The sequence below is a fragment of the Mucilaginibacter sp. genome, from assembly GCF_965277465.1.
GTDB lineage: Bacteria > Bacteroidota > Bacteroidia > Sphingobacteriales > Sphingobacteriaceae > Mucilaginibacter.
The window spans coordinates 1871315-1891334 of the sequence record NZ_CBDICW010000001.1; the positions used below are offsets into that span (position 1 = coordinate 1871315).

General features: G+C 40.1%; 20 protein-coding genes. 6 read left to right on the forward strand and 14 right to left on the reverse strand.

The genetic code is table 11. From position 1 onward, the window contains the following. Positions 1 to 1185, forward strand: coding sequence for a PepSY-associated TM helix domain-containing protein (locus tag ACQY4U_RS08505; RefSeq protein WP_428328964.1), 1185 nt, complete (start codon positions 1 to 3; stop codon positions 1183 to 1185). A 33-nt stretch (positions 1186 to 1218) separates the two neighbouring features. Here ACQY4U_RS08505 and ACQY4U_RS08510 read toward each other — a convergent pair whose 3' ends face one another. Next, complete coding sequence (locus tag ACQY4U_RS08510; protein ID WP_428328965.1) at positions 1219 to 1908, reverse strand: SGNH/GDSL hydrolase family protein; 690 nt, start codon at positions 1906 to 1908, stop codon at positions 1219 to 1221. Between the two features lie 200 nt (positions 1909 to 2108). Between ACQY4U_RS08510 and ACQY4U_RS08515 the strand changes: the two genes are divergently transcribed. After that, a complete protein-coding gene (locus ACQY4U_RS08515; RefSeq protein ID WP_428328966.1) occupies positions 2109 to 2594 on the forward strand; it encodes a hypothetical protein in 486 nt (161 codons plus the stop codon). Here ACQY4U_RS08515 and ACQY4U_RS08520 read toward each other — a convergent pair whose 3' ends face one another. The 3 genes from ACQY4U_RS08520 to ACQY4U_RS08530 form a co-directional block, all read right to left on the reverse strand. Then, positions 2595 to 3017 carry a BLUF domain-containing protein gene (locus ACQY4U_RS08520; protein WP_428328967.1) on the reverse strand — a complete coding sequence of 141 codons (423 nt, stop codon included), beginning with the start codon at positions 3015 to 3017 and terminating at the stop codon, positions 2595 to 2597. Positions 3018 to 3104: 87 nt separating this feature from the next. Further along, a complete protein-coding gene (locus tag ACQY4U_RS08525) occupies positions 3105 to 3872 on the reverse strand; it encodes an MBL fold metallo-hydrolase (RefSeq protein WP_428328968.1) in 768 nt (255 codons plus the stop codon). Next, on the reverse strand, positions 3869 to 4141 hold the full coding sequence (locus ACQY4U_RS08530) for a hypothetical protein (protein ID WP_428328969.1): 273 nt from the start codon (positions 4139 to 4141) through the stop codon (positions 3869 to 3871). Before ACQY4U_RS08530 ends, ACQY4U_RS08525 begins: the two co-directional genes overlap by 4 nt. A gap of 212 nt (positions 4142 to 4353) precedes the next feature. On the opposite strand from ACQY4U_RS08530, the gene ACQY4U_RS08535 reads away from it, so the two are divergent. After that, positions 4354 to 5490: an acyltransferase family protein gene (locus ACQY4U_RS08535; RefSeq protein ID WP_428328970.1), complete on the forward strand. Its 1137-nt coding sequence runs from the start codon at positions 4354 to 4356 to the stop codon at positions 5488 to 5490. A gap of 98 nt (positions 5491 to 5588) precedes the next feature. Further along, positions 5589 to 6653 carry a polysaccharide deacetylase family protein gene (locus tag ACQY4U_RS08540; protein ID WP_428328971.1) on the forward strand — a complete coding sequence of 355 codons (1065 nt, stop codon included), beginning with the start codon at positions 5589 to 5591 and terminating at the stop codon, positions 6651 to 6653. Positions 6654 to 6759: 106 nt separating this feature from the next. On the opposite strand, the gene ACQY4U_RS08545 is transcribed toward ACQY4U_RS08540, so the two are convergent. Together ACQY4U_RS08545 and ACQY4U_RS08550 are read right to left on the reverse strand one after the other, a co-directional pair. Next, positions 6760 to 7434, reverse strand: a complete 675-nt coding sequence (locus ACQY4U_RS08545) for a LolA family protein (protein ID WP_428328972.1) — start codon at positions 7432 to 7434, stop codon at positions 6760 to 6762. Positions 7435 to 7507: 73 nt separating this feature from the next. After that, the gene (locus ACQY4U_RS08550) at positions 7508 to 10081 is read right to left on the reverse strand and encodes a DNA translocase FtsK 4TM domain-containing protein (RefSeq protein ID WP_428328973.1); all 2574 of its coding nucleotides are present in this window, start codon (positions 10079 to 10081) and stop codon (positions 7508 to 7510) included. Between the two features lie 178 nt (positions 10082 to 10259). Here ACQY4U_RS08550 and ACQY4U_RS08555 point away from each other — a divergent pair, with 178 nt between their 5' ends. Beyond that, entirely contained in the window at positions 10260 to 10907 is a 648-nt protein-coding gene (locus tag ACQY4U_RS08555; RefSeq protein WP_428328974.1) for an ankyrin repeat domain-containing protein, read from the forward strand. Between the two features lie 540 nt (positions 10908 to 11447). On the opposite strand, the gene ACQY4U_RS08560 is transcribed toward ACQY4U_RS08555, so the two are convergent. Both ACQY4U_RS08560 and ACQY4U_RS08565 read right to left on the reverse strand, forming a co-directional pair. Further along, the gene (locus ACQY4U_RS08560; protein WP_428328975.1) at positions 11448 to 12203 is read right to left on the reverse strand and encodes a DNA-formamidopyrimidine glycosylase family protein; all 756 of its coding nucleotides are present in this window, start codon (positions 12201 to 12203) and stop codon (positions 11448 to 11450) included. A gap of 59 nt (positions 12204 to 12262) precedes the next feature. After that, positions 12263 to 12448, reverse strand: a complete 186-nt coding sequence (locus ACQY4U_RS08565; RefSeq protein ID WP_428328976.1) for a hypothetical protein — start codon at positions 12446 to 12448, stop codon at positions 12263 to 12265. A gap of 497 nt (positions 12449 to 12945) precedes the next feature. On the opposite strand from ACQY4U_RS08565, the gene ACQY4U_RS08570 reads away from it, so the two are divergent. Then, positions 12946 to 13416, forward strand: coding sequence for a hypothetical protein (locus ACQY4U_RS08570; RefSeq protein WP_428328977.1), 471 nt, complete (start codon positions 12946 to 12948; stop codon positions 13414 to 13416). Between the two features lie 51 nt (positions 13417 to 13467). On the opposite strand, the gene ACQY4U_RS08575 is transcribed toward ACQY4U_RS08570, so the two are convergent. The 6 genes from ACQY4U_RS08575 to ACQY4U_RS08600 form a co-directional block, all read right to left on the reverse strand. Beyond that, positions 13468 to 14292 (reverse strand): aminotransferase class IV, encoded by an 825-nt coding sequence (locus tag ACQY4U_RS08575; RefSeq protein WP_428328978.1) that lies wholly within the window; start codon positions 14290 to 14292, stop codon positions 13468 to 13470. A gap of 11 nt (positions 14293 to 14303) precedes the next feature. Beyond that, the gene (locus ACQY4U_RS08580; RefSeq protein ID WP_428328979.1) at positions 14304 to 15476 is read right to left on the reverse strand and encodes a D-alanine--D-alanine ligase family protein; all 1173 of its coding nucleotides are present in this window, start codon (positions 15474 to 15476) and stop codon (positions 14304 to 14306) included. 21 nt (positions 15477 to 15497) lie between these two features. Then, positions 15498 to 17072, reverse strand: a complete 1575-nt coding sequence (locus ACQY4U_RS08585; protein WP_428328980.1) for a Mur ligase family protein — start codon at positions 17070 to 17072, stop codon at positions 15498 to 15500. Continuing rightward, the gene (locus ACQY4U_RS08590) at positions 17072 to 17848 is read right to left on the reverse strand and encodes an alpha/beta fold hydrolase (protein WP_428328981.1); all 777 of its coding nucleotides are present in this window, start codon (positions 17846 to 17848) and stop codon (positions 17072 to 17074) included. Before ACQY4U_RS08590 ends, ACQY4U_RS08585 begins: the two co-directional genes overlap by 1 nt. 146 nt (positions 17849 to 17994) lie before the next feature. Then, positions 17995 to 18915, reverse strand: coding sequence for a helix-turn-helix domain-containing protein (locus ACQY4U_RS08595; RefSeq protein WP_428328982.1), 921 nt, complete (start codon positions 18913 to 18915; stop codon positions 17995 to 17997). A 69-nt stretch (positions 18916 to 18984) separates the two neighbouring features. Next, positions 18985 to 19995 carry an aldo/keto reductase gene (locus tag ACQY4U_RS08600; protein WP_428328983.1) on the reverse strand — a complete coding sequence of 337 codons (1011 nt, stop codon included), beginning with the start codon at positions 19993 to 19995 and terminating at the stop codon, positions 18985 to 18987. Between the last annotated feature and the right edge of the window lie 25 nt (positions 19996 to 20020).

The window sequence follows — 20020 nt, forward strand, 5'->3', positions numbered from 1 at the left end:
ATGAACTTTAAAAAAGTTATATTATTTATACATCGCTGGCTCGGATTAATATCCGGGCTAGTGGTGCTTATAGTGAGTATTACCGGTTGTATCTACTGCTTTCAGGATGAGATACAGGATGTGCTGCACAGCTACCGCAAGGTCGAAATTCAAAACAAGCCATATATAGGTCCATCGGTTATAAGGCATATTGCGCTCGATAGATATCCCGGTGCAAATGCTACCTACATGTATTATTTTGGTAAGGACAGGCCGGTTGGTGTATTGGTTAATGTAGCTAAACAAGGGCTTACCTACGTTTATATTAACCCTTACAACGGTAAAGTATTACATACTGAAATACTGACAGAAAACTTTTTTACTGTGGTGGAGTATATTCACCTGTACTTGTTGCTGCCGCCTAAAATAGGGCAGTTAGTGGTTGGTATATCGGTAATAATTTTTGTGGTGCTGATGATAACCGGGATAGTATTGTGGTGGCCCAAACGCAAAACCGACCGTAAACGCAGCTTTACCATAAAATGGGGCGCCCGCTGGAAGCGAATTAATTACGACTTACATAACGTTTTGGGGTTCTATGCTACTTTTATAGCGCTCATTATTGCCATATCCGGACTTGCTATAGCTTTTGAATGGGTAAGTGATGGCATTTACAGCACGGCTAACTTAGGCAAAAGCTATCCTGACGAAAAGGTGTTCCCTAAATCTGATTCTTTATATAAGCCTTCATCTTTACAACCCGTAGTTGATCATGCTTTTGAGGTAGTTCAACAGCAATCAAAAAAGGCGCAAATGTTTTTAATTGCTGATAATACCGGCAAAGGCGAAACGGTAAACATTACTGCATACGCAAACAGTATGCGGTTTGGTAATAGTGATATGTTCTTTTTCGACAGGTATAGCGGTAAACTGCTGCGTTACCTGCCCAACATAAAAAAAAGCATCGGCATGAAGTTGAACAACCTGAACTATGATATTCATGTAGGGCAGGTACTTGGGCTTACCGGTAAAATCATTGCCTTTTTAGCCAGCCTTATATGTGCTACCTTACCTGTTACTGGTTTTATCATCTGGTTAGGTAAAAAGAAAAAAGCAAAGAAAAGTCCTAAAGAAAAACTACCACTATCGCCTGAACCTGATAAACGCCGTCCTTACAGGGCTGTTAGGCATAGGCAATCTCTATAGTATTGCTTTCCATCATTTACAGTAAAGTTAAGCCTATTTCTTCTTAAGTGCAGCCGCGATAGCTTTTTCGGCAAGGGGTTCCATTATTTTATAGCCTGCAAGATTAGGATGTACACCATCGTTTGATAATGATTTAGGCATGCCCCGCCTGTCATCAACCAGTGCATTAAAATAATCAAGGTAAATCAAGCCGTTCTTATCTGCATAATCCTTAATCATTTTATTAAGTACTTTGATGCTTGGTACAGGATCAATGGCTGGTTTCCAGGGGAAATCATGAGCAGGTGTAAGGGATGATAGCACTACCTTTATATGATGTGCCTTTGCCAATTCGGCCATTGAGGCAATATTACCCATCACATCTTCAATTTTTGATGGGCCATTGTTTTGGGCAACGTCATTTATACCACAAAGTATCACTACAACAGCAGGTTGCAGTTTAATCACATCCTCGCGAAAGCGAACCAGCATTTGCCCTGTTGTTTGCCCGCTTATGCCACGGTCAATATAGCCCTTACTTTTAAAAAAGGTAGAGTCGTTACTGATCCAGAAATCGGTAATGGAATCGCCCATATAAATTATACGTTTTTCTCCGGCAGCCGGAGGCTGTATATTACTGTTTGCAGCTTCGTATCGTTTAATGTTTGCCCAATCGGTATTGTTCTGTGCGTGGGCGCCAATAGCCGCAAACATGATGATTGCAGTTAATATTTTTTTGTTCATATACAGATATTTTAATTTAAATGTAAAGTTTATCCCCTAAAAAAGAAATTTTTAGCTTTTACAAAACAGGAATTGTTAATTGTGAGGGCATTAATATTTATTTTAATAAAAATTAAACCATTAGTGCCGGCAGCGGTCAAAAGTGCTCGCTTCTGTTGGGTATGATGTTTTAGGATAAGTGAAACTTTAATAATTTAATTATGGCATATATCCATTTAACCCCTATTGCCGCAAGGCAGAAGGATCTTGCCTTTTTATTTGTGCTCGTGGTGATCATTTTGCAATCCTGTACTGGTAGCAAAAAGATTTACAAAAGCGAGTGTGATATAAATATCCCCTTTAAGCGTATTGGCTTTACGCAACTGATAGATAGTATAAAGAATTACGATAATCAATACATAGAAGTATCTGGCACTTACAAAGAGGCCCGGGAACAATCTGCTTTATTTAACGATAGTTTGTTTGTTGATCATTCTGATGCACATGCCCTGTGGATAAATTTCAGCCCGGATTGCCCGCTTTACTTAACAGGTACACGCACCGGTTTATTTGAAGTTACCGACAATGGTTTTACGCCTATAAACAATAAAAAGATAATTATCCGCGGTAAAATAAACCTGCACAATAGGGGCCACCAGGGCTTATATAAAGGCACCATTGAGCGGGTGAGCTTTATTGAGCTGTAGTTAATGATTAATAACTAAATTGTTTGAGTTAATAAAGGTTTTTAATATAGTGAGTGATGATCCACTGTTTTTATTACCTAATATATCACTTGTTGATCTGATTAGCCCGGTAATCTCTTCTACTTTTGTACGGCTGATAGGAGAAAACCCCATCGACCAATCCGGGAAATTTCTTTGTTCAATATTCCTGTCCAGCAATTTGATAATACCTTTATGCCTTTTGTCTTTTTCAATATGGTTAAACAGTTTATCAACATCGGCCCGGGAGCCTTCAAGTACCTGTATAAATGTACCTTCGGCATAAAGCAAAATGCCTGTTACATTATTTATGGTATTATTTTTCCGTGCAATGCCAAGTATGGCTTTTAACTCATCATCAGTCATTAAGTTAAGGGCAGTGCTTAAATAAACAAGTTCTTTCATTACTAATAGTTGTGCTTATAAAAATATAGTAACAGTATAGCTGCTAAAAAGTTATGCCCCGGATTGTAATATGTTACGGTTAGTGTTTTAATCCTGAATATGGAGTTTCAGACCATCATAAGCCAGCTCAATACCGTGAGGCAGTTCTTTAGCAATATCCTGGTGCTTTCCCAGGCGGTGGCTGATGTGGGTAAAATATGTTTTTTCGGCACCAATTTCCTGCGCAAAACTAATGGCCTCATCAAAGGTGAAATGCGATATATGGCTTTGCTTTTGCAGTGCATTGATCACCAATATTTTGGTGCCTTTTATTTTTTCCTTTTCGCTGTCCGAAACTGTTTTGGCATCGGTTATATATGTAAAATTATTTACCCTGAAACCTAATACAGGTAGCTTATAATGCAAAACCTCAATAGGGATAAAGTTTATATTGCCAATATTAAAAGGCTCGCTACCTATGTTATGCAGGTTTAGCTGCGGAATGCCCGGGTATTTATGTTCCTCAAAAATATAATAGAACTCGCGTTTTAAGGCAGCTTCAACACGTATATCGGCGTAAACATCAATAGGGCCTTGCTGCCTGTAGTTAAATGCCCTGATATCATCAAGGCCGGCAATATGATCCTTATGCTCGTGCGTAAACACAATAGCATCCAGCCGCTGAACTTTGGCCCGTAGCATCTGGTACCTGAAATCGGGGCCCGAATCGATTGCAATCACCTTTCCTTTATCCTCTAACAATATAGAGGTACGCAGGCGGTTATCGCGTTCATCGGCAGATGTGCAAACTTCGCAGTTACAGGCAATAACAGGTACACCCTGTGAGGTTCCGGTTCCTAAAAAAGTTATAATCACAGTTCCAGTTTGGTTTGTTTAAGCTGTTGTATAAAAGCAGTTTGCTTTTCATCCAGCAAATTATAATCTATATCCAATTCACGTGCAAGTTCACTTATGGCAAGTATCCTGCTCTCCAACCCCGAAAACTTGTTCACCATTATTACCTTGCTGTTTTGCAGTAAGCAGGCGCCGGTTTTAAAATTGCCTTTTTCATAACGCACTTTGTAACCGGTAGTTTTTAAAAGCATTTCAAGCTTTTCAAGCGTATGGTTGGTAATGGTGAGCATCGGTTCTCAAAAATAGCAAGAATTGGTGTGAGATGGGTAATAAAAAACAGATTAGGTGTGTAAATTAGAAGGAGCTTAAGAAAGGTGTGTTTGATGTGATAATTTAATCGTTGCGCAACTTCTTAAAATATTTTAAAAAGACATATATGCTACTTATAAATAGCTATATTGTACATTATTTCCTGATCAAAATTAAACCTCTTTTTTAAATTATGGACAAAAATGCTAACCGCTTTCTTTCGCTGGATGTATTTCGCGGAATGACTATCTGTTTTATGATCATTGTTAACACCCCGGGTAGTGGTGCGGCACCATTTGCACCGCTGGAGCATGCTGCATGGTTCGGTTTTACACCTACTGATCTTGTTTTTCCATCATTCCTGTTTGCGGTTGGTAATGCCATGAGTTTCTCCATGAAAAAGTTCATCGGGCAAAGTAATTCGTCGGTTATATTAAAAATGTTAAAACGTGCCGCCCTTATATTTTTGTTCGGTTACCTGATGTCGTGGTTCCCGTTTGTACAGCACGATGCCAGCGGATGGTCACTATCGCCGCTTAGCCATACCCGCATATTGGGAGTTTTACAACGGATAGCACTTTGCTATTTATTTGCATCGCTTATTATTCACTTTATACGCTCAACCAATAAAATCATTGTGATCAGTGTGGTACTGTTATTGGGTTACTGGATATTATTGCTTGTTTTTGGCGATCATGCGCAGCCCTACGGTATGCTTACCAACGCCGGAACTTATTTGGATAAATGGGCAATGGGCGATAACCACCTGTATCATGGCGAAGGTGTAGCCTTTGATCCCGAAGGTATTTTAAGCACACTGCCGGCAATTGTAAATGTTATCTGCGGGTATTTTGCGGGCAAGTATATCCAGGAAAAAGGAAAGGGCTACGAAACCATTTCAAAACTGATGTTGTTTGGCTTCCTGTTTATATTTATAGCCCTGTGCTGGAATATGTCTTTCCCTATCAGTAAAAAACTATGGTCGAGCCCGTTCAGTTTGCTAACCGTTGGTATTGACTTGGTTATAATTTCGGCGCTTATTTATATTATCGAGATCAGATCATGGAACAAAGGTAACTGGACGGCATTTTTTACTACAGTGGGTAAAAATCCGCTGCCTGTTTACCTGTTTTCTGAGCTTTTTGTGGTGATCCTTTTTATGATCAACATCACCCCTAAAGATAATTTTTATGGCTGGATCAATAATGTACTGTTCCAGGTAATAGCCCCGGGTGCAATAGGCTCCTTATTATTTGCCATTTGCTATATGCTTGTTTGCTGGACGTTTGGAAAAATCCTTGATAAAAACAAAATATATCTGCGGGTATAAATATCTTTTAATACTGCCTGGGTTGATAAATTGGATGCGCTGAAAAATAAATAATATATGTTAACTTCATTACATCCAATTTATTAACCATTGCAGGTATGAAAAAAACTTTCCTTTTTAGCTTAGTGATCAGCTGTGCCCTTACTGTTGCTGCGCAACAAACCAAAACCTTTGCCGAAAAATTAGGCTGGCCTAAAGGGGCAAGGGTTTTGATACTGCATGTAGATGATGCAGGCATGTCGCACGACTCAAACGAGGGTGTTGAAAGGGCCATTGGCGATGGTGTTGCTACCTCAACCAGCGTGATGATGCCTTGCGCATGGGTATCTGATTTTAAAAAATATTTGGATAAACACCTGGAAACCGATGCCGGCTTACATTTAACGCTAACGTCAGAATGGGATAACTACCGATGGGGGCCGCTGGCTGGAAAAACTGCCGTACCCGGACTAACAGATAAGCAAGGTTGCTTTTATCCATCTGTTGAGGCGGTTTACTTTAGCGCCAGAGCCGAAGAAATTGATTTAGAGATTCGCGCCCAGCTTGACCGTGCCTTGAGCATGGGTTTTAAACCTACACATCTTGATTCGCATATGGGTACGCTGTTTGCCAAAGATGCTTTTATGGAAAAATATCTGAAGCTGGGTATTGAAAAGCAGATCCCGGTAATGTTTCCGGGTGGTGCCGACCTGTTTTACCGCTCCGAAGCTAAAGCGGCAACAATTGCAGATCTGAAAAAACAGGGAAAATATACCGAGGGTATGGTAATACCTGAGCCGGCAGCTTTAAGCAAAGCCCGGTCAATAGGGGATATGCTTTGGAAAAACGGCCTCCCTGTGCTGGATGATCTGCATAATTCAAGCTATGACTGGAATATGCCTGATGTTGACAACAAGACGGATGCTGAGATCCAAAAATGGTATACAGATCATTATATAGAGAGCATTGGCCGCTTAAGCCCGGGTTTAACCATGGTAATTATGCATTGTACCTATCCCTCCGATGCATTCAAATATATTACCGGCGAGGGCAAAAAGCGTAAAGGCGACCTGCTTGCCATGACCGATCCGCGATTAAAGGAGTTTTTAAAAAAGAACGGTTTTATCCTAACCACCTGGCGCGAGGTGATGCAAAGGCGAATTAAAGCTGGTAACGCTGAATAGTATTGATAAACTATAACAAATAAACAGTCACTCGCCTGCAGGCGAGTGACAAATATATGCAGGCCTCCGGACTATAATATACGTATTGAAAGACAGGGGCAATGATTTACCTTAAATCAACAACCTCAACACCTTTATGGGCCTTAGGATCAAACGAGAAGGTATTATCAGCAATTGGTGGATTAGGCACCAAGCTTTTTAACGTGTAGGTATACCTGTTACCATTTTTATCAAATATCAATGCGCTGTAAATTTGTTTCTTAACCTTATCAATCATCAAGCGGACTTTAAAAAATGATTTTTTAATATCCTCGGGGGTCAGGTCAATCTCCTGGTAAACCTTGCCACCAATTTTTTTATCGCCGTTATAAATGTATTTATAACCATGCTCATAAATGGTGAAAACCTGGGCAGGGTTAAGGCCTTCGCCGCTGATGTCAACATTGTTTACCTGTACCTCGTTGTCTTTTTTAAGGTAGGTCCACTGGGTTTTACCATCGCTGATGATCTCCTGTGCAACGGCTGCCTTACCGGCTGCATCATAAATAGTAACCCTGAATTTGTTGGCCTTTGAACGGGCTATAAGCGTACCGCTTTGAGTTTCCTTTACGCCGGCCTGCTGGTTATCGAGTGTGAAATCAAAATCAGTTTTTACAGCATCGTAGGTTTTATATTTTTCGCTTACCTTATTTAAAATAACTTTTGCTTCGGCGTCTTTTTGAGCAAATGTATAGCTGGCAGTTAATAATGTTAATATAGAAAGTATAAAAAGCTTTTTCATCAGTAGTTTTTGTTAGAGCAGATCATGATAAACAGTGACCTCCACATTTAGAACCCCATTAAGGGTAAAAGGTTTAATTGTTACTTGGTTTTTGAAGCGACTCCAGGTGGCGCTCCAGGCTGTATTCATCTGGGTAAAGCACATCACGGGCTTTGCTGCCCTCAAAGGGGCCTACAATACCTGCGGCTTCTAACTGGTCAATAATACGGCCTGCGCGGTTATAGCCTAACTTCATTTTACGCTGTATAAGTGAGGTTGAGCCTTGCTGGTGCAATACAATAAGGCGGGCAGCATCTTCAAACATAGGGTCGCGGTTATCGGCATCAAAATCTTTAGGGCTGCTGGTTTCGCCTTCTCCCACATACTCAGGCAATAGCATGGCTGATGCATAGCCGCGCTGGTTTCCAATAAATTCAGAGATCCTTTCCACCTCATGTGTATCTACAAACGCACATTGCAGGCGGATCAGGTCACTACCGGTCGACATCAGCATATCTCCGCGACCAATCAGCTGATCGGCACCGCCGCTGTCTAATATCGTCCGTGAATCTATCTTTGATAATACCCTGAATGCCAAACGCGAAGGGAAGTTGGCCTTAATTGTGCCCGTAATAATATTAACCGATGGCCTTTGCGTAGCAATAACCAAGTGGATGCCCACGGCACGGGCAAGTTGTGCAATACGGGCAATAGGCACTTCAACTTCTTTACCGGCTGTCATCATCAAATCGGCAAACTCATCAATCACCAATACAATAAACGGCAGGTAGCGGTGCTTTTCAGGGTCGCTTATTTTACGGTTTACAAACTTGGCATTGTATTCTTTAAGGTTACGTACCTGTGCATCTTTTAAAAGATCATAACGCTGATCCATCTCGATACACAGTGAGTTAAGCGTATTTACAACCTTTTTGGTATCGGTAATAATGGCATCTGCTTCATCAGGAAGCTTGGCCAAAAAGTGTCTTTCTATTTTACGGAAAAGCGTAAGCTCAACCTTTTTTGGATCAACCAAAACAAACTTAAGTTCGGCAGGGTGTTTTTTATACAACAGCGAAACCAAAATAGCATTGATACCAACTGATTTACCCTGCCCTGTAGCACCAGCAACCAATAAGTGGGGCATCTTGGCAAGGTCGGCAATAAATACTTCATTGCTGATGGTTTTACCAAGCGCTATCGGCAGGTCCATTGTAGTGTTCTGAAACTTCTCGGTAGATAATACCGAGCGCATCGAAACCATTTCGGGATTTTGATTGGGCACCTCAATACCTATGGTACCCTTGCCCGGCATAGGTGCAATAATACGGATACCCAATGCGGCTAAACTTAAGGCAATATCATCCTCCAGATTTTTGATCTTGGAGATCCTGACACCCGGCGCCGGTATGATTTCATACAGTGTAACCGTTGGCCCTATGGTTGCCTTGATCTTATCGATCTCAATATTATAGTGATTCAGCGTTTCAACAATCTTGTTCTTGTTGGCCTCTAACTCATCCGAGTTAACGCTTATTTTGTTAGAGCCATAATTCTCTAACAGATCAAGCGGCGGATATTTGTACGAAGCCAGTTCAAGCGTATGGTCATACATACCAAACTGCTCAACAAGGCTTTTAGCTTTATCATAATCAGTTTTTTCGATGTTTAATTCGGGTGTTGGGCGGTTAACGCTAACGGTTAAAGGGATCTCGTTCTCAAACTCTGGCTCGCTGCCGACAGGCTCAGGGCTTGGTGTTAATACCACCGGTTCATGAAATACCGGATTTTGTACCAATGGCTGCTGCTTTAATGGCTCAGCTTTGACTACATTTTGGGCAGTATCTCTTGCTTTGTTAGCACGGCCGGGCCATTCAACAGGCAATGAAATATCTTCTTCAACCAAATCAACAGGCTCGGGTATAATATCGTCAACGGCAACTGCTGCAACAACCGGTTTTTCGCTGCGTTTAGGTATCTTAAAATCAATGTTATAGGCAATAATGAGGATAGTTAAGCCTAAAAATATCAATACGCCTCCTGTGCCTGTTTGCCCTATCTGCGCATCAAGCAGGCGGTTGCTCCAATAACCAAACTCGCCCTCTAAAAAGTTAGGAGTATCAGCAATAAAGGCATGAAAAAATCCTATAGCTATAGAAAAAAACAATAAAGAAAAAAAGGAGTAAGCTAATGTTTTACCTATTGATAGCAGGTTAACCTTAAATAAAAGGCGGTAACCCAGCACAAAAAACACAAATACAAACACAAATGATGCTACCCCAAACCACTCATAAATAAACTGGTTTGATAATAAAGCACCTAATTTGCCTGTCCAGTTTTCTACAACGGGGTTTTTAACGCCGTTCTCCATCAGTTCCTGCGTGGTGCGGAACAGGTTATGCCAGCCGCCGTTGGTGGGCGAAACATAGCTTTGATCTTCCTGCCAGGTAAATAAATAGGAGGTAAAAGCAACAAAGAAAAATATGGATAGCAGTAACAGGAATAAACCGATTATTTTGATCAACTTGCTGTTCATCAGCACCGAAGAGCGAAGTGTATCCTCCCGTTGCCTGGTAGGGCGTTCCTTTTCAACCTTGGCCGAAGGCTGTTTAGGCTGATTTTCTTGCTTGAAATTATTTGATTTAAACTGATTTCCTTTTACCGGCATCCTTATATAACCCCTATATTGTACAAATATAAAGTTAATAGATTAAACTTATTTAGCTTGATTTTTTAATTTTTTAGTAATATTGGGTAGGCTATATTAATTAAACTTAAACAATAAGTGTTAAATTAGACCTGTAGCTTAAAGCCCGCATAATACCTGTTTAGTAAAACCGCTATAAATGAGTGTTGAAAAACTGGAACAATACATCACCTCGGCCGATCTGGTAAACCTGGATGCCTTACTTACGCAAAACCCATCGCTTGCCAAAAGCCGAACCAGTCACCAGGTTTCGCCGCTCATGCTGTCGTGCTATTGCAAAAAGCCGGAGGTTACGGGTATTCTTTTAAAACATCTCGATGAAATTAGCCTGTTTGAAGCTTCGGCTGCCGGGAAATTTGATGTAGTGGCCCATTTGGTTTACAGCCACCCCGAGGCTATTAATTTTTATGCCGAAGATGGCTTTACCTCATTAGGGCTTGCCTGTTATTTTGGGCAGTATGAAATTGCGCGGTATTTGGTTTTAAAGGGAGCAGATGTTAATATGCCATCAAACAATGGCTTTAAAGTATATCCACTGCACTCTGCCGCTGCGGGTAATTTTACCCCGATAGCGCGGATGCTGATTGAAAACAACGCACTAATTAATGTAAAACAACAGGCTGGGGCAACCGCCCTGCATTCTGCCGCTCAAAATGGTAATATAGACCTGCTGATCCTGTTGCTTGAACATGGTGCTGATGTAACTGTACGTATGGAAGGCGGCAAACTCGCCGCTGATTTGGCAAGAGAAAAAGGGTTTACCGAAATTGCCGAAGCGCTGGGATAATCACTGTCCGGGCATTACGTTAAGTTGATTTTTTTGAGTAAAGATTTGTTGCTTTGGGGAAGAAATTCGCGGTCAAAAAAAAATAGCTGGTCATTTCTGTTCCAGCTATCCTAAACTCCATCCATATAATTAACTATCAAAAACTAAAAACTAAAACCCTGTATTTATCAAATTGCCCATATAAAAGTTATTCATTATATTCGTTCAATAAAAGGTCCCCAGCCTCGCGCCGGGGATCTTTTTGATTTGATAAATTATTGATGAGCAGGGCGCTCAATGAGTGTTCTTATACGTCAGCTGAATTTTTAAGGTTACGATTTTTTTCATCTTTTTTTGAATAAGCTCTTTTCCCCATAAAACCAGCTGAGAATTGTGTAAGACAAAATTGAATTTGGAATGACCATCCCGTCGACGATTTAGTCCGGGGTCCCATATGGCAATCACCTGCTGTCAGGTATTCAGGCGGAGCAATTCGCCTGAATATTTTTAAGTACTTTAACTACAGAAATTATTTATTGCAGCCATTTTAATAGGCAATGGTTATTTACCAATCTGTTCCTCACGCTTGTATAGTTTTTGGCAAACATTACAATAAAAACTGCTTCTGTGGCTTTTGCCCGTATCGGTTTTGTGAAAAGCTACATCATCTCTTGAACATATTTTTTGCTCATAAGCCAGCCAGTGTTTTTTTAGTGTATTGGCCTTTTTCCATTCTAAAAAATCAAAACTATAATTAACAGCTTCGTTTAGCAATTCTTTTAGTTTTTTGGGTTGAAGTTCATTTATATAGCTTAAGGGATGGACACGCGTACGGAAAAGTACCTCATTTTTAATGATATTACCAACACCCGAAAATATATGCTGATCCATCAATGCATCACATGCTAATAATTCAGGCTGCTCTTTTATTTTTTTGATCGCCTTTTTGGCATCCCATTTAGGGCTCATCACATCAGCCGACCAATCATAAACCTTATCAAGCGGTTCATTAATAAGATGCAGTACGCAGGCGTAAAAGTTAAGCTCGCCATTTTGGAATTGCAGGTGCAGACGGGGCGGCTTATTGCTGTGTGAGTTGATTTTGTAGGAGCCAAACATCATCAGTTGAATCTGTACGGTAAAGTCTGGAAAACAGATCAAAAAATGTTTCCCCCAGCTTTTAAAATCAATAATGGGTAAGCCGGTAAGCTTGCTGGCATCCAGTGCATTGTTGTTACAACTGGCTGCAATTACCTTTTGCCCTTTAAATTGCTGTACAGCTTCTTTTAAAATAACGATGATCGGTCCCTCGGGCATAATAATGCTTTAGTAAGGAACAGACAAATATTGAGCCAGTGGAAGCAGGTGGGTGTAATTTAGCTTTCTGATCGTTTAAGATACCATTGCCTGATCAGCACAAGCATTATAATTCCGATGCCAGTGCCTTTTAAAAAGCCGTCGGCAAAATCGGGGAGGGCAAAATAATGTTTAAGAATAAAGCTTGCGGATAATAGCAACAAGCCTAATGCTAAAAGGTATTTAACAGGGATTATCGGTTTCATGATATTATAAAATGATAAAGTAAAGCACGGCCCAAACACCAATGAAAAAGAAACCGCCGAAAACTTCGTTCTTGTATTTTTTAATGTCCTTAGCAATAAAGGCTCTGTAAAGTAGCCATCCTAAAAACAGAGGGGTTAATATATAAGGTCCTAAAACGCCCATATTTAAAAATTCGATAATCAAATATAATAAAATTAAATAGTATAATAAATAATACAGCGTGGCGAAAGCAAGTGCAAATACCAGGCGTTCCTACGGAACGTAATTGTGTGGCACGCTCTTTTCTAACTACGACCTGTCCCATTTGGTTTTACTGTTGCACGGGTTCGAAGTTTCTTAAATAATTATCTTTACAACAAAAAGTATTTACAGAATAAATTAACGCAAAAACACCTTACACAAGTTTTATTATTCTTTATAGAATTCCAAGCCAGGAAAAAAACCAACAGAATACGATTATACTCATGAATATAAACGGGTGAAAAAAAACAATAAAATGCAGAAATTATTGATTGTTTTCTTAATTCTAAGTATTTTGACAAGTAGTCTCTATGCTCAGAATAAAACTATTAAAGGAAGGATAATTGATGATAATTTGGAAACTTTGCCATCGGTGTCAATTGTGATTAATGACAAAATTGAAGTTGGCAAAACAGATACAAACGGTTTTTTCCAAATAGAGATACCTGTTTCAACGAAAAAAATATTATTTGGATCTGTTGGATTAGATCCAGCCGCAATATATCTTGTAGATGAATGTGATGAAATTGAGGTTGTAATGATGTTAAGAGGTACTTATGATTTTATAGCGCTTAGGAAAGTAGATAATCTTCGAATGAAAAGATTTAAGCAACTACCAGAATTACATAAAGAAGCATTTGAGAAAGGTATTTTTAAAACAGAAAAGGCTTGTTATACACAAGAGTTTGTACCACACTATACTAAAAAACAGAGACAGAAGAAATAAAATTAATTTATTGCGTTCTATAGTAACGCCTGGTAATTATGCTAAATAAAGCTATGCGTATGTCAGCTTAAATAATTGCTCCCTTATTTGTTTGGTAACGGGGCCAATTTTCCCGTCGCCTATCATTTTACCGTCAATAATCGAAACGGGGTAAGCGTATTTGGTTGTACTGCTTATAAATGCTTCTTTAATACCGGTCAGATCGGCAATGCTGAAATCCTTTTCAATAACTGTATAGCCTTCTATTTTAAAATCAAGGATCTTGCTGCGGGTAATGCCTTTTAAAATGTTTTCTTTTTGGGTGATCACCTCATTACCGGTAACCATAAAAAAGTTTGCCCTTGGGCATTCGGTCACTGCACCGTTATTGTGGTATAGCACATCATCGGCATTGTTTTCCTGCATAAAATTGCGCAACCTTACAGCTTGCAGGTAATCAATGGTTTTGATGTAAGGGAGTTGCCGCTGGTGGTTATAGGTTACCAGTTTCAGGCCCATTTCAAATTCATTTTCTTCCTCCATATTAAGCGGGTATTGTGATATGATCAGGTTGGGTGTCCCCATCGCATAACCATCTTCCGAATATCCGCCTGTAAGTAATAACTTAATGCCGCAGGTTGGGGTTTTATTAATATGCACCAATTCCCTCACGGCTGTTTTTAGCTGCTCGCGGGTAAGCATTACCTCCAGGTACATATCTTTAGCCGAGTTGAAGAACCTGTTTAAATGATCCTCAATAAATATGGGGCGGTTATCAATTACTTTTAAGTAATCAAATATACCATAGCCACGCTGTATAGCCAGATCAGAAAAACCAATCTTGGCATCCTGCTCTAAAAACAGCTGGTTATTGATAAATACATATTTTGCGGCCATAGCTGTAGGTTTTATGATTTGCCCGACTTTGATAAGCCTGCACCCATGCTGAATATGTTTTCGCCATAGCTCATTACTAAATTCTCTCTTTCGCGCTGGCGTTTTAAGGCAATGTCAATCATTTCTTTTAAAAGCTGACCAAAGTTTTTGCCCGTTGCTTCCCAAAGGTAAAAAGATAGTGAACCGGGTATGGTATTGATCTCGTTCACATAAACGCTGTCGTTATCCTTATCAACCAAAAAGTCGATACGTGATACCCCTGAGCATGATAATACCCTGAATGTTTCTTTAGCCAGGTCCTGAATTTTTTCAGATAGTTCAGCAGATATATTGGCTGGGATCTGGCGCTTAAGCGTGCTCATTCCTTTTGATGAACCACCCTTGGTAATGTATTTATCTTTGTAGCTTAAAATATCGCCGCCGCCCAATGGCTCCTCACAAACAGACGCATTTTGTATAGCTGCATCGCCCAATACGGAGCAGTTGATCTCTTTAAGGTTAACCACCATGTGCTCAACCAATATGCGGTTTGAAAAACGACCGGCAAGTTCAACCGCGTCAATCAGATCAGCTTCATTGGCTGCTTTTGACACGCCTACGCTTGAACCTAAATTTGATGGCTTAACAATAACCGGGAAACCAATTTTGTTGATAGTGGCAAGAATGTTTTTTTGATCGGTGTGCCAGCTTCTGTCGGTAAACCAGGTATAGTCAACCACGGGCAGTTTGCTTTCCTTCAAAACCATCTTCATCATTATTTTATCCATGCCTACGGCTGATGATAAAACATCGCAGCCCACATAAGGAATACCCTTTAGCTCAAGTAAGCCCTGTAAAGAACCGTCTTCGCCGTTTGAGCCGTGAATGATAGGGAAAGCAACATCAATTTTACCGATCTCTTTATTTTTGAAGATGGATGATTGTACCGAATTAATGGTAAAATCGCCATAAGTAGGCGATAGGTAGATTTCGGTGCTTTTGTCTAAAAGCGTTTCAATATTTTTATAGTTATCTACATTAAGCAATTCGGCACCGGTATACCATTTGCCATTTTTTGTAATGTAGATAGGGGTAATTTCGTAACTATTCTTATCAAAAGCGCTGATGGCCTGCAATGCAGAAATTACAGAAATTTCGTGCTCAACAGACCTTCCGCCAAATATAACTCCAACTTTTATTTTCATTATTTCTTTTAAAATTTGATCTTATTCGTAAGTATCCGGTAAATCGTTTTCGTATAGCAATACATCGCCTGCTTTGGTCATGCCGTTTAAATGGTTAACAGCATCCTTAAAGTTTTGGGCCACATATATTTGTGTATCCGGATAGTTTTTGTTTTTTAAACCCTTAAAGATGGGTAAAGTTATGTTTTTACCAACAAGTACCGCATAATCACAGGTGTCAGCAATCTGCTCACCCAATAATATGTTGTAGTATTCCTGTTTATCGCCTAATTCTATCATCCCCGGGGTGATAATTATTTTTCGGGTGCCATCAATGGCTTTCAAAACCTCCAAAGCCATTTTTGAACCTACCGGGTTCGAGTTAAAGGCATCGTCAATAACGGTAACGCCGTTGCCATGTACTTTAACCTCCAGGCGGTGCTGAACGGGTTCCAGTTTTTTCACCGCAAAAGCAATACTACTTTCAGGTACATCTAAATGTTTGGCAACTATATAACCTGCCAATATGTTAGATAAATTATAACTGCCCACTAACTTAGTTTGCAGTTCGCCCAGTCTTTCATTCTTAAAAAAGGCAGAAAATGCCGAGCCTTTTGCCGAGTAGGAAATATCTTTGATATGGTAATCAACATTCGAATCTTCAGACGAGTAATATGCCGTTTGTCTGTCGCTAACGGGCCTGTTGGCAACATACTCATAATCTGCATTAAGCACTGCAAGGCCGCCTGATGGCAGGGCATCTATCAGCTCGAACTTGGTTTTTTGCACGTTCAGGATAGTTTTAAAACTCTCCAGGTGCTGCTCACCAACAGCAGTCAATATTCCTATTTGCGGATGTACAAGGTCGCAAATATCCTTAATATCGCCAGTTTGCTTGGCGCCCATTTCAACAATAAAAACCTGGTGTGTGGCTTGTAATTGCTCCCTTATGGTTTTAATAACCCCCATAGTGGTATTGTAACTGCCGGGCGTCATTAAAACGTTGTATTTTTCGGATAGCATGCGGAACAGGAAATGCTTGGTACTGGTTTTACCATAGCTGCCTGTAATACCTATGATGATCAGATCGGGCCTGTCGGCCAATATCTTTTTGGCATCGTTATAATACCATTTATTGATGCTTGCTTCAACCGGTGCCACCAGTATGGTAGCTATTGCTATAAAAGCAAAGCTCAACAATAAAACAAAGCCAAATACCCAAAGGGTGGTAAACATTTTACCTGTTATAAAAAAGAAAGCCGAAGCTGCTATTACGGAAAGCAAAAAGGTGAGCCCGAATAAACGCTGAGCCCTTTGTGTAAATACAACAGGCTTTTTTTGTTTTTTGATGAAAAGTAAATATGCCAGAAATGCATAAAGAAGGGTAATTGCTATGCTGATAACCGTAACACTTGCTGTAAATAATAATATCCCGGTAATTACCAGTACAATAACTTCCAATACGCGGTTAGTAATTATCAGGTTGGTTTTAAGCCATTTGCCATAGCGGTCATTACGGTAGGAGTTTAGCTGCATCATGTGCAGCTCGAACCTTAATTTTGCAAAAGCATAAACCAGCAGCGTTACTAACGCAACCCCAAAAAGTATAGTCTCCATCAATTGTTTTTCTTATCGGCTTGAATAAAGTTATTCAATATTATTAAAAACTCGTTCAGTTTTTCAATAAAGCTAAAGTGCCCGGCATTTTTTAACACAACAAGGCCGGCGTTAGGGATTAGTTTTTCCATCGTCTGTCCGTCGCTTACGGGTGTAGCTGTATCGTTTTCGCCCCAGATCAATAGGGTAGGTGCCTTTATCAGCGGCATAATGTTTTTCAGGTCTTCGTTTACTGATTTTACCAAAACCTGGCGCATCATGGGTGTAGCACTGCTGTAATCGCTCGATCCTGCTTTTTTGCGATATTTATCTAATATGGTATTAGCCTGTGTGTTGCCAACAAACACAGGTAAGGTTTTACGTACTAATTTGTAGGAGTACACTTTAAGGTAATACTCTAATGATCGTGTGGGTTTGATGCCTGCGCTATCTAACAATACCAGCTTTAAAACAGGATTACGGGAGGCATATAGTAGCGCAATTCGGCCACCATAAGAGTGCCCGGATAGTATTGGGTTACTGATGCCTTTCAGCTTAAAAAACTCTTCAATAAATGCAGTGTATTCATAAACGCCCCAAACTCCATCAGGCTCGTCGCTTTTTCCAAAACCGGGCAGGTCTATAGCAAAAACATGGAAATCAGTTTCAAAATATTGCTGTATTTTTTCAAACACCTGTAAGCTTGAGCCCCAGCCATGCAAAAAAACAAGGGGGGTACCTTGTCCGGTTTCTTTATAATTTATGTTAAGGCCCTTAACCAGTTGGGTATACTCCATAAGTATGTTATGCTGTTTGCAAAGATAATAAATAAGTGATAGCAATAACAGTTTTGAGCCGCTTATGCACACGCAAATGTGATAACAAAAATGAAGGAGATAAGTGTTAAAAAAGATTTTTAATTAACCACCCTGTTAGCCCGCTATTAATTAAAATTATGCCTGTACCCGAGCGGGGATACGCTGGTTTTATTTTTGAATAACTTACTGAACGATTGCGGATACTCAAAGCCCAGCTGGTAGGCTATTTCGCTTACAGATAAGGATGTTGTAGTGATCAGGTCTTTAGCCTTTTCAATCAGCTTATCGTGGATATGCTGCTGGGTGCTTTGCCCTGTTAGCGAGCGCAGCATATCGCTTAAATAATTGGGTGATATATTTAACTCGCCCGATAGGTATTGAACGGTAGGCAGGCCCATTTGCTGCACCTTATCGCTGTTAAAATAGTCGGCCAGTATAGTCTCTAATTTAAATAACAGATCATTGCCTGCACTTTTTCGGGTGATGAACTGCCTGTTATAAAACCTGTTGCAATAGTTTAGCAGTAGCTCAAATTGTGATACCATAACATCCTGACTATAGGTATCAATAACCGACCGGTATTCCTGGTTTATGTTTTGTACAATTGCGGTTACCATCATTTCTTCTTTTTCAGACAGGTGCAGCGCCTCGTTTACGGCATACGAGAAATAGCCATAATCTTTTATGGTTTTTGCCAGTGGATAATTCCTGATCAGATCGGGATGCACCACCAGCCACCAGCCATTAAGTTGCATGCCATCAACAATATCTGTTGAGATCACTTGTCCCGGAGAGAAAAAGGTCATCAGGCCTTCGTCAAAATCATAATAGTTTTGCCCGTATTTTAACTTGCCTTCAAATCCCTTTTTTATACATACCGAATAAAAGTTATAAACCACACTTTTCATATTTTGATCGGTGTTGTGTTTTATTGTACCCAGGTCTATAACACTTATCAGTGGGTGCTCCGGTTTAGGGAGTGCCAGCAAGCGGTGCAATTCAGAAATTGAATTGATTATGTAAGGATGATTAGCTTCTTTTTTCATTTATATAATAGATATATCACCGGCAAAAACTATAAGGTAAATATAGCTTTTGCCGGTAACAATAAATACTTATTGATCTATTGCCTGCATATTGGCCTCGTCATAACGCGCCCCTGTTGATGTTCCTAAGGGTACAATAGCCTCTAACCTGTTAAGCTCTTCATTACTTAACGCAATATGGCTTGCTGCAATATTTTGTTCAACATATTTTACACGTTTGGTACCCGGTATCGGCAAAAAGCCTTTTGCAATTATCCAGGCAATTGCCAGTTGTGATGAGGTAATACCTTTTTCGGCAGCAAGCTTTTTAATCTCGTTTACCAGTTCAATGTTTTTGTAAAATGCATCGCCCTGAAAACGGGGGATCGCTTTCCTGAAATCGGTATCAGCAAAATCATCCGGACTGTTAATATCGCCCGATAAAAATCCACGGCCTAACGGCGAATAGGCAACGAAGCCAATACCAAGCTTATTCAGCGTGTTTAATATGCCCGATTCCTCAACACTACGCTCAAATAACGAATATTCTGTTTGTACCGCCGTTATAGGGTGAATATGATGTGCCCTTTTTATTGTTGCCGATGATACTTCCGACAGGCCAATATAACCCACCTTACCTTCTTTAATTAATTGCGCCATCGCCTCAACAGTTTCTTCAATTGCTGTGTTAGGATCCAGGCGGTGCAGGTAATAAAGGTCGATATGATCTGTGCCTAAATTTTTAAGGGAGCGCTCAACTGCTTTTTTTACATAATTGCGGCTGCCGTTAATTTTCCAGGTAAGCTGTTCGTTATCATCAATCTCGTAACCAAATTTGCTGGCAATTATATATTTATCCCGGTTGCCTTTTATGGCTTTGGCAATTAGCCTTTCATTTTTCAGGGGGCCGTAAAGGTCGGCAGTATCTAAAAAATTACCACCTAAATCTAACGACCGGTGAATGGTTGCTATAGCTTCCGTTTCATCGGCTTTGCCGTAAATATCGTAACCTGCAATTTGGGTCATGCCCATACATCCCAGGCCAATTGCGGGTACAACCAGCCCCTGCTTGCCTAATTCATTTTTTTTAATGCTACTCATAAGTTTTGTTTTAACACTGCAAAGG

Excerpts from the sequence above, each read along its gene's own strand:
- ACQY4U_RS08555 (WP_428328974.1), top strand. The coding sequence starts at position 10,260 with ATGAGTGTTGAAAAACTGGAACAATACATCACCTCGGCCGATCTGGTA.
- ACQY4U_RS08550 (WP_428328973.1), bottom strand. The coding sequence starts at position 10,081 with ATGCCGGTAAAAGGAAATCAGTTTAAATCAAATAATTTCAAGCAAGAA.
- ACQY4U_RS08585 (WP_428328980.1), bottom strand. The coding sequence starts at position 17,072 with ATGGAGACTATACTTTTTGGGGTTGCGTTAGTAACGCTGCTGGTTTAT.
- ACQY4U_RS08600 (WP_428328983.1), bottom strand. The coding sequence starts at position 19,995 with ATGAGTAGCATTAAAAAAAATGAATTAGGCAAGCAGGGGCTGGTTGTA.
- ACQY4U_RS08580 (WP_428328979.1), bottom strand. The coding sequence starts at position 15,476 with ATGAAAATAAAAGTTGGAGTTATATTTGGCGGAAGGTCTGTTGAGCAC.
- ACQY4U_RS08575 (WP_428328978.1), bottom strand. The coding sequence starts at position 14,292 with ATGGCCGCAAAATATGTATTTATCAATAACCAGCTGTTTTTAGAGCAG.
- ACQY4U_RS08565 (WP_428328976.1), bottom strand. The coding sequence starts at position 12,448 with ATGAAACCGATAATCCCTGTTAAATACCTTTTAGCATTAGGCTTGTTG.
- ACQY4U_RS08560 (WP_428328975.1), bottom strand. The coding sequence starts at position 12,203 with ATGCCCGAGGGACCGATCATCGTTATTTTAAAAGAAGCTGTACAGCAA.
- ACQY4U_RS08590 (WP_428328981.1), bottom strand. The coding sequence starts at position 17,848 with ATGGAGTATACCCAACTGGTTAAGGGCCTTAACATAAATTATAAAGAA.
- ACQY4U_RS08515 (WP_428328966.1), top strand. The coding sequence starts at position 2,109 with ATGGCATATATCCATTTAACCCCTATTGCCGCAAGGCAGAAGGATCTT.
- ACQY4U_RS08535 (WP_428328970.1), top strand. The coding sequence starts at position 4,354 with ATGGACAAAAATGCTAACCGCTTTCTTTCGCTGGATGTATTTCGCGGA.
- ACQY4U_RS08570 (WP_428328977.1), top strand. The coding sequence starts at position 12,946 with ATGCAGAAATTATTGATTGTTTTCTTAATTCTAAGTATTTTGACAAGT.
- ACQY4U_RS08510 (WP_428328965.1), bottom strand. The coding sequence starts at position 1,908 with ATGAACAAAAAAATATTAACTGCAATCATCATGTTTGCGGCTATTGGC.
- ACQY4U_RS08530 (WP_428328969.1), bottom strand. The coding sequence starts at position 4,141 with ATGCTCACCATTACCAACCATACGCTTGAAAAGCTTGAAATGCTTTTA.
- ACQY4U_RS08545 (WP_428328972.1), bottom strand. The coding sequence starts at position 7,434 with ATGAAAAAGCTTTTTATACTTTCTATATTAACATTATTAACTGCCAGC.
- ACQY4U_RS08520 (WP_428328967.1), bottom strand. The coding sequence starts at position 3,017 with ATGAAAGAACTTGTTTATTTAAGCACTGCCCTTAACTTAATGACTGAT.
- ACQY4U_RS08540 (WP_428328971.1), top strand. The coding sequence starts at position 5,589 with ATGAAAAAAACTTTCCTTTTTAGCTTAGTGATCAGCTGTGCCCTTACT.
- ACQY4U_RS08505 (WP_428328964.1), top strand. The coding sequence starts at position 1 with ATGAACTTTAAAAAAGTTATATTATTTATACATCGCTGGCTCGGATTA.
- ACQY4U_RS08595 (WP_428328982.1), bottom strand. The coding sequence starts at position 18,915 with ATGAAAAAAGAAGCTAATCATCCTTACATAATCAATTCAATTTCTGAA.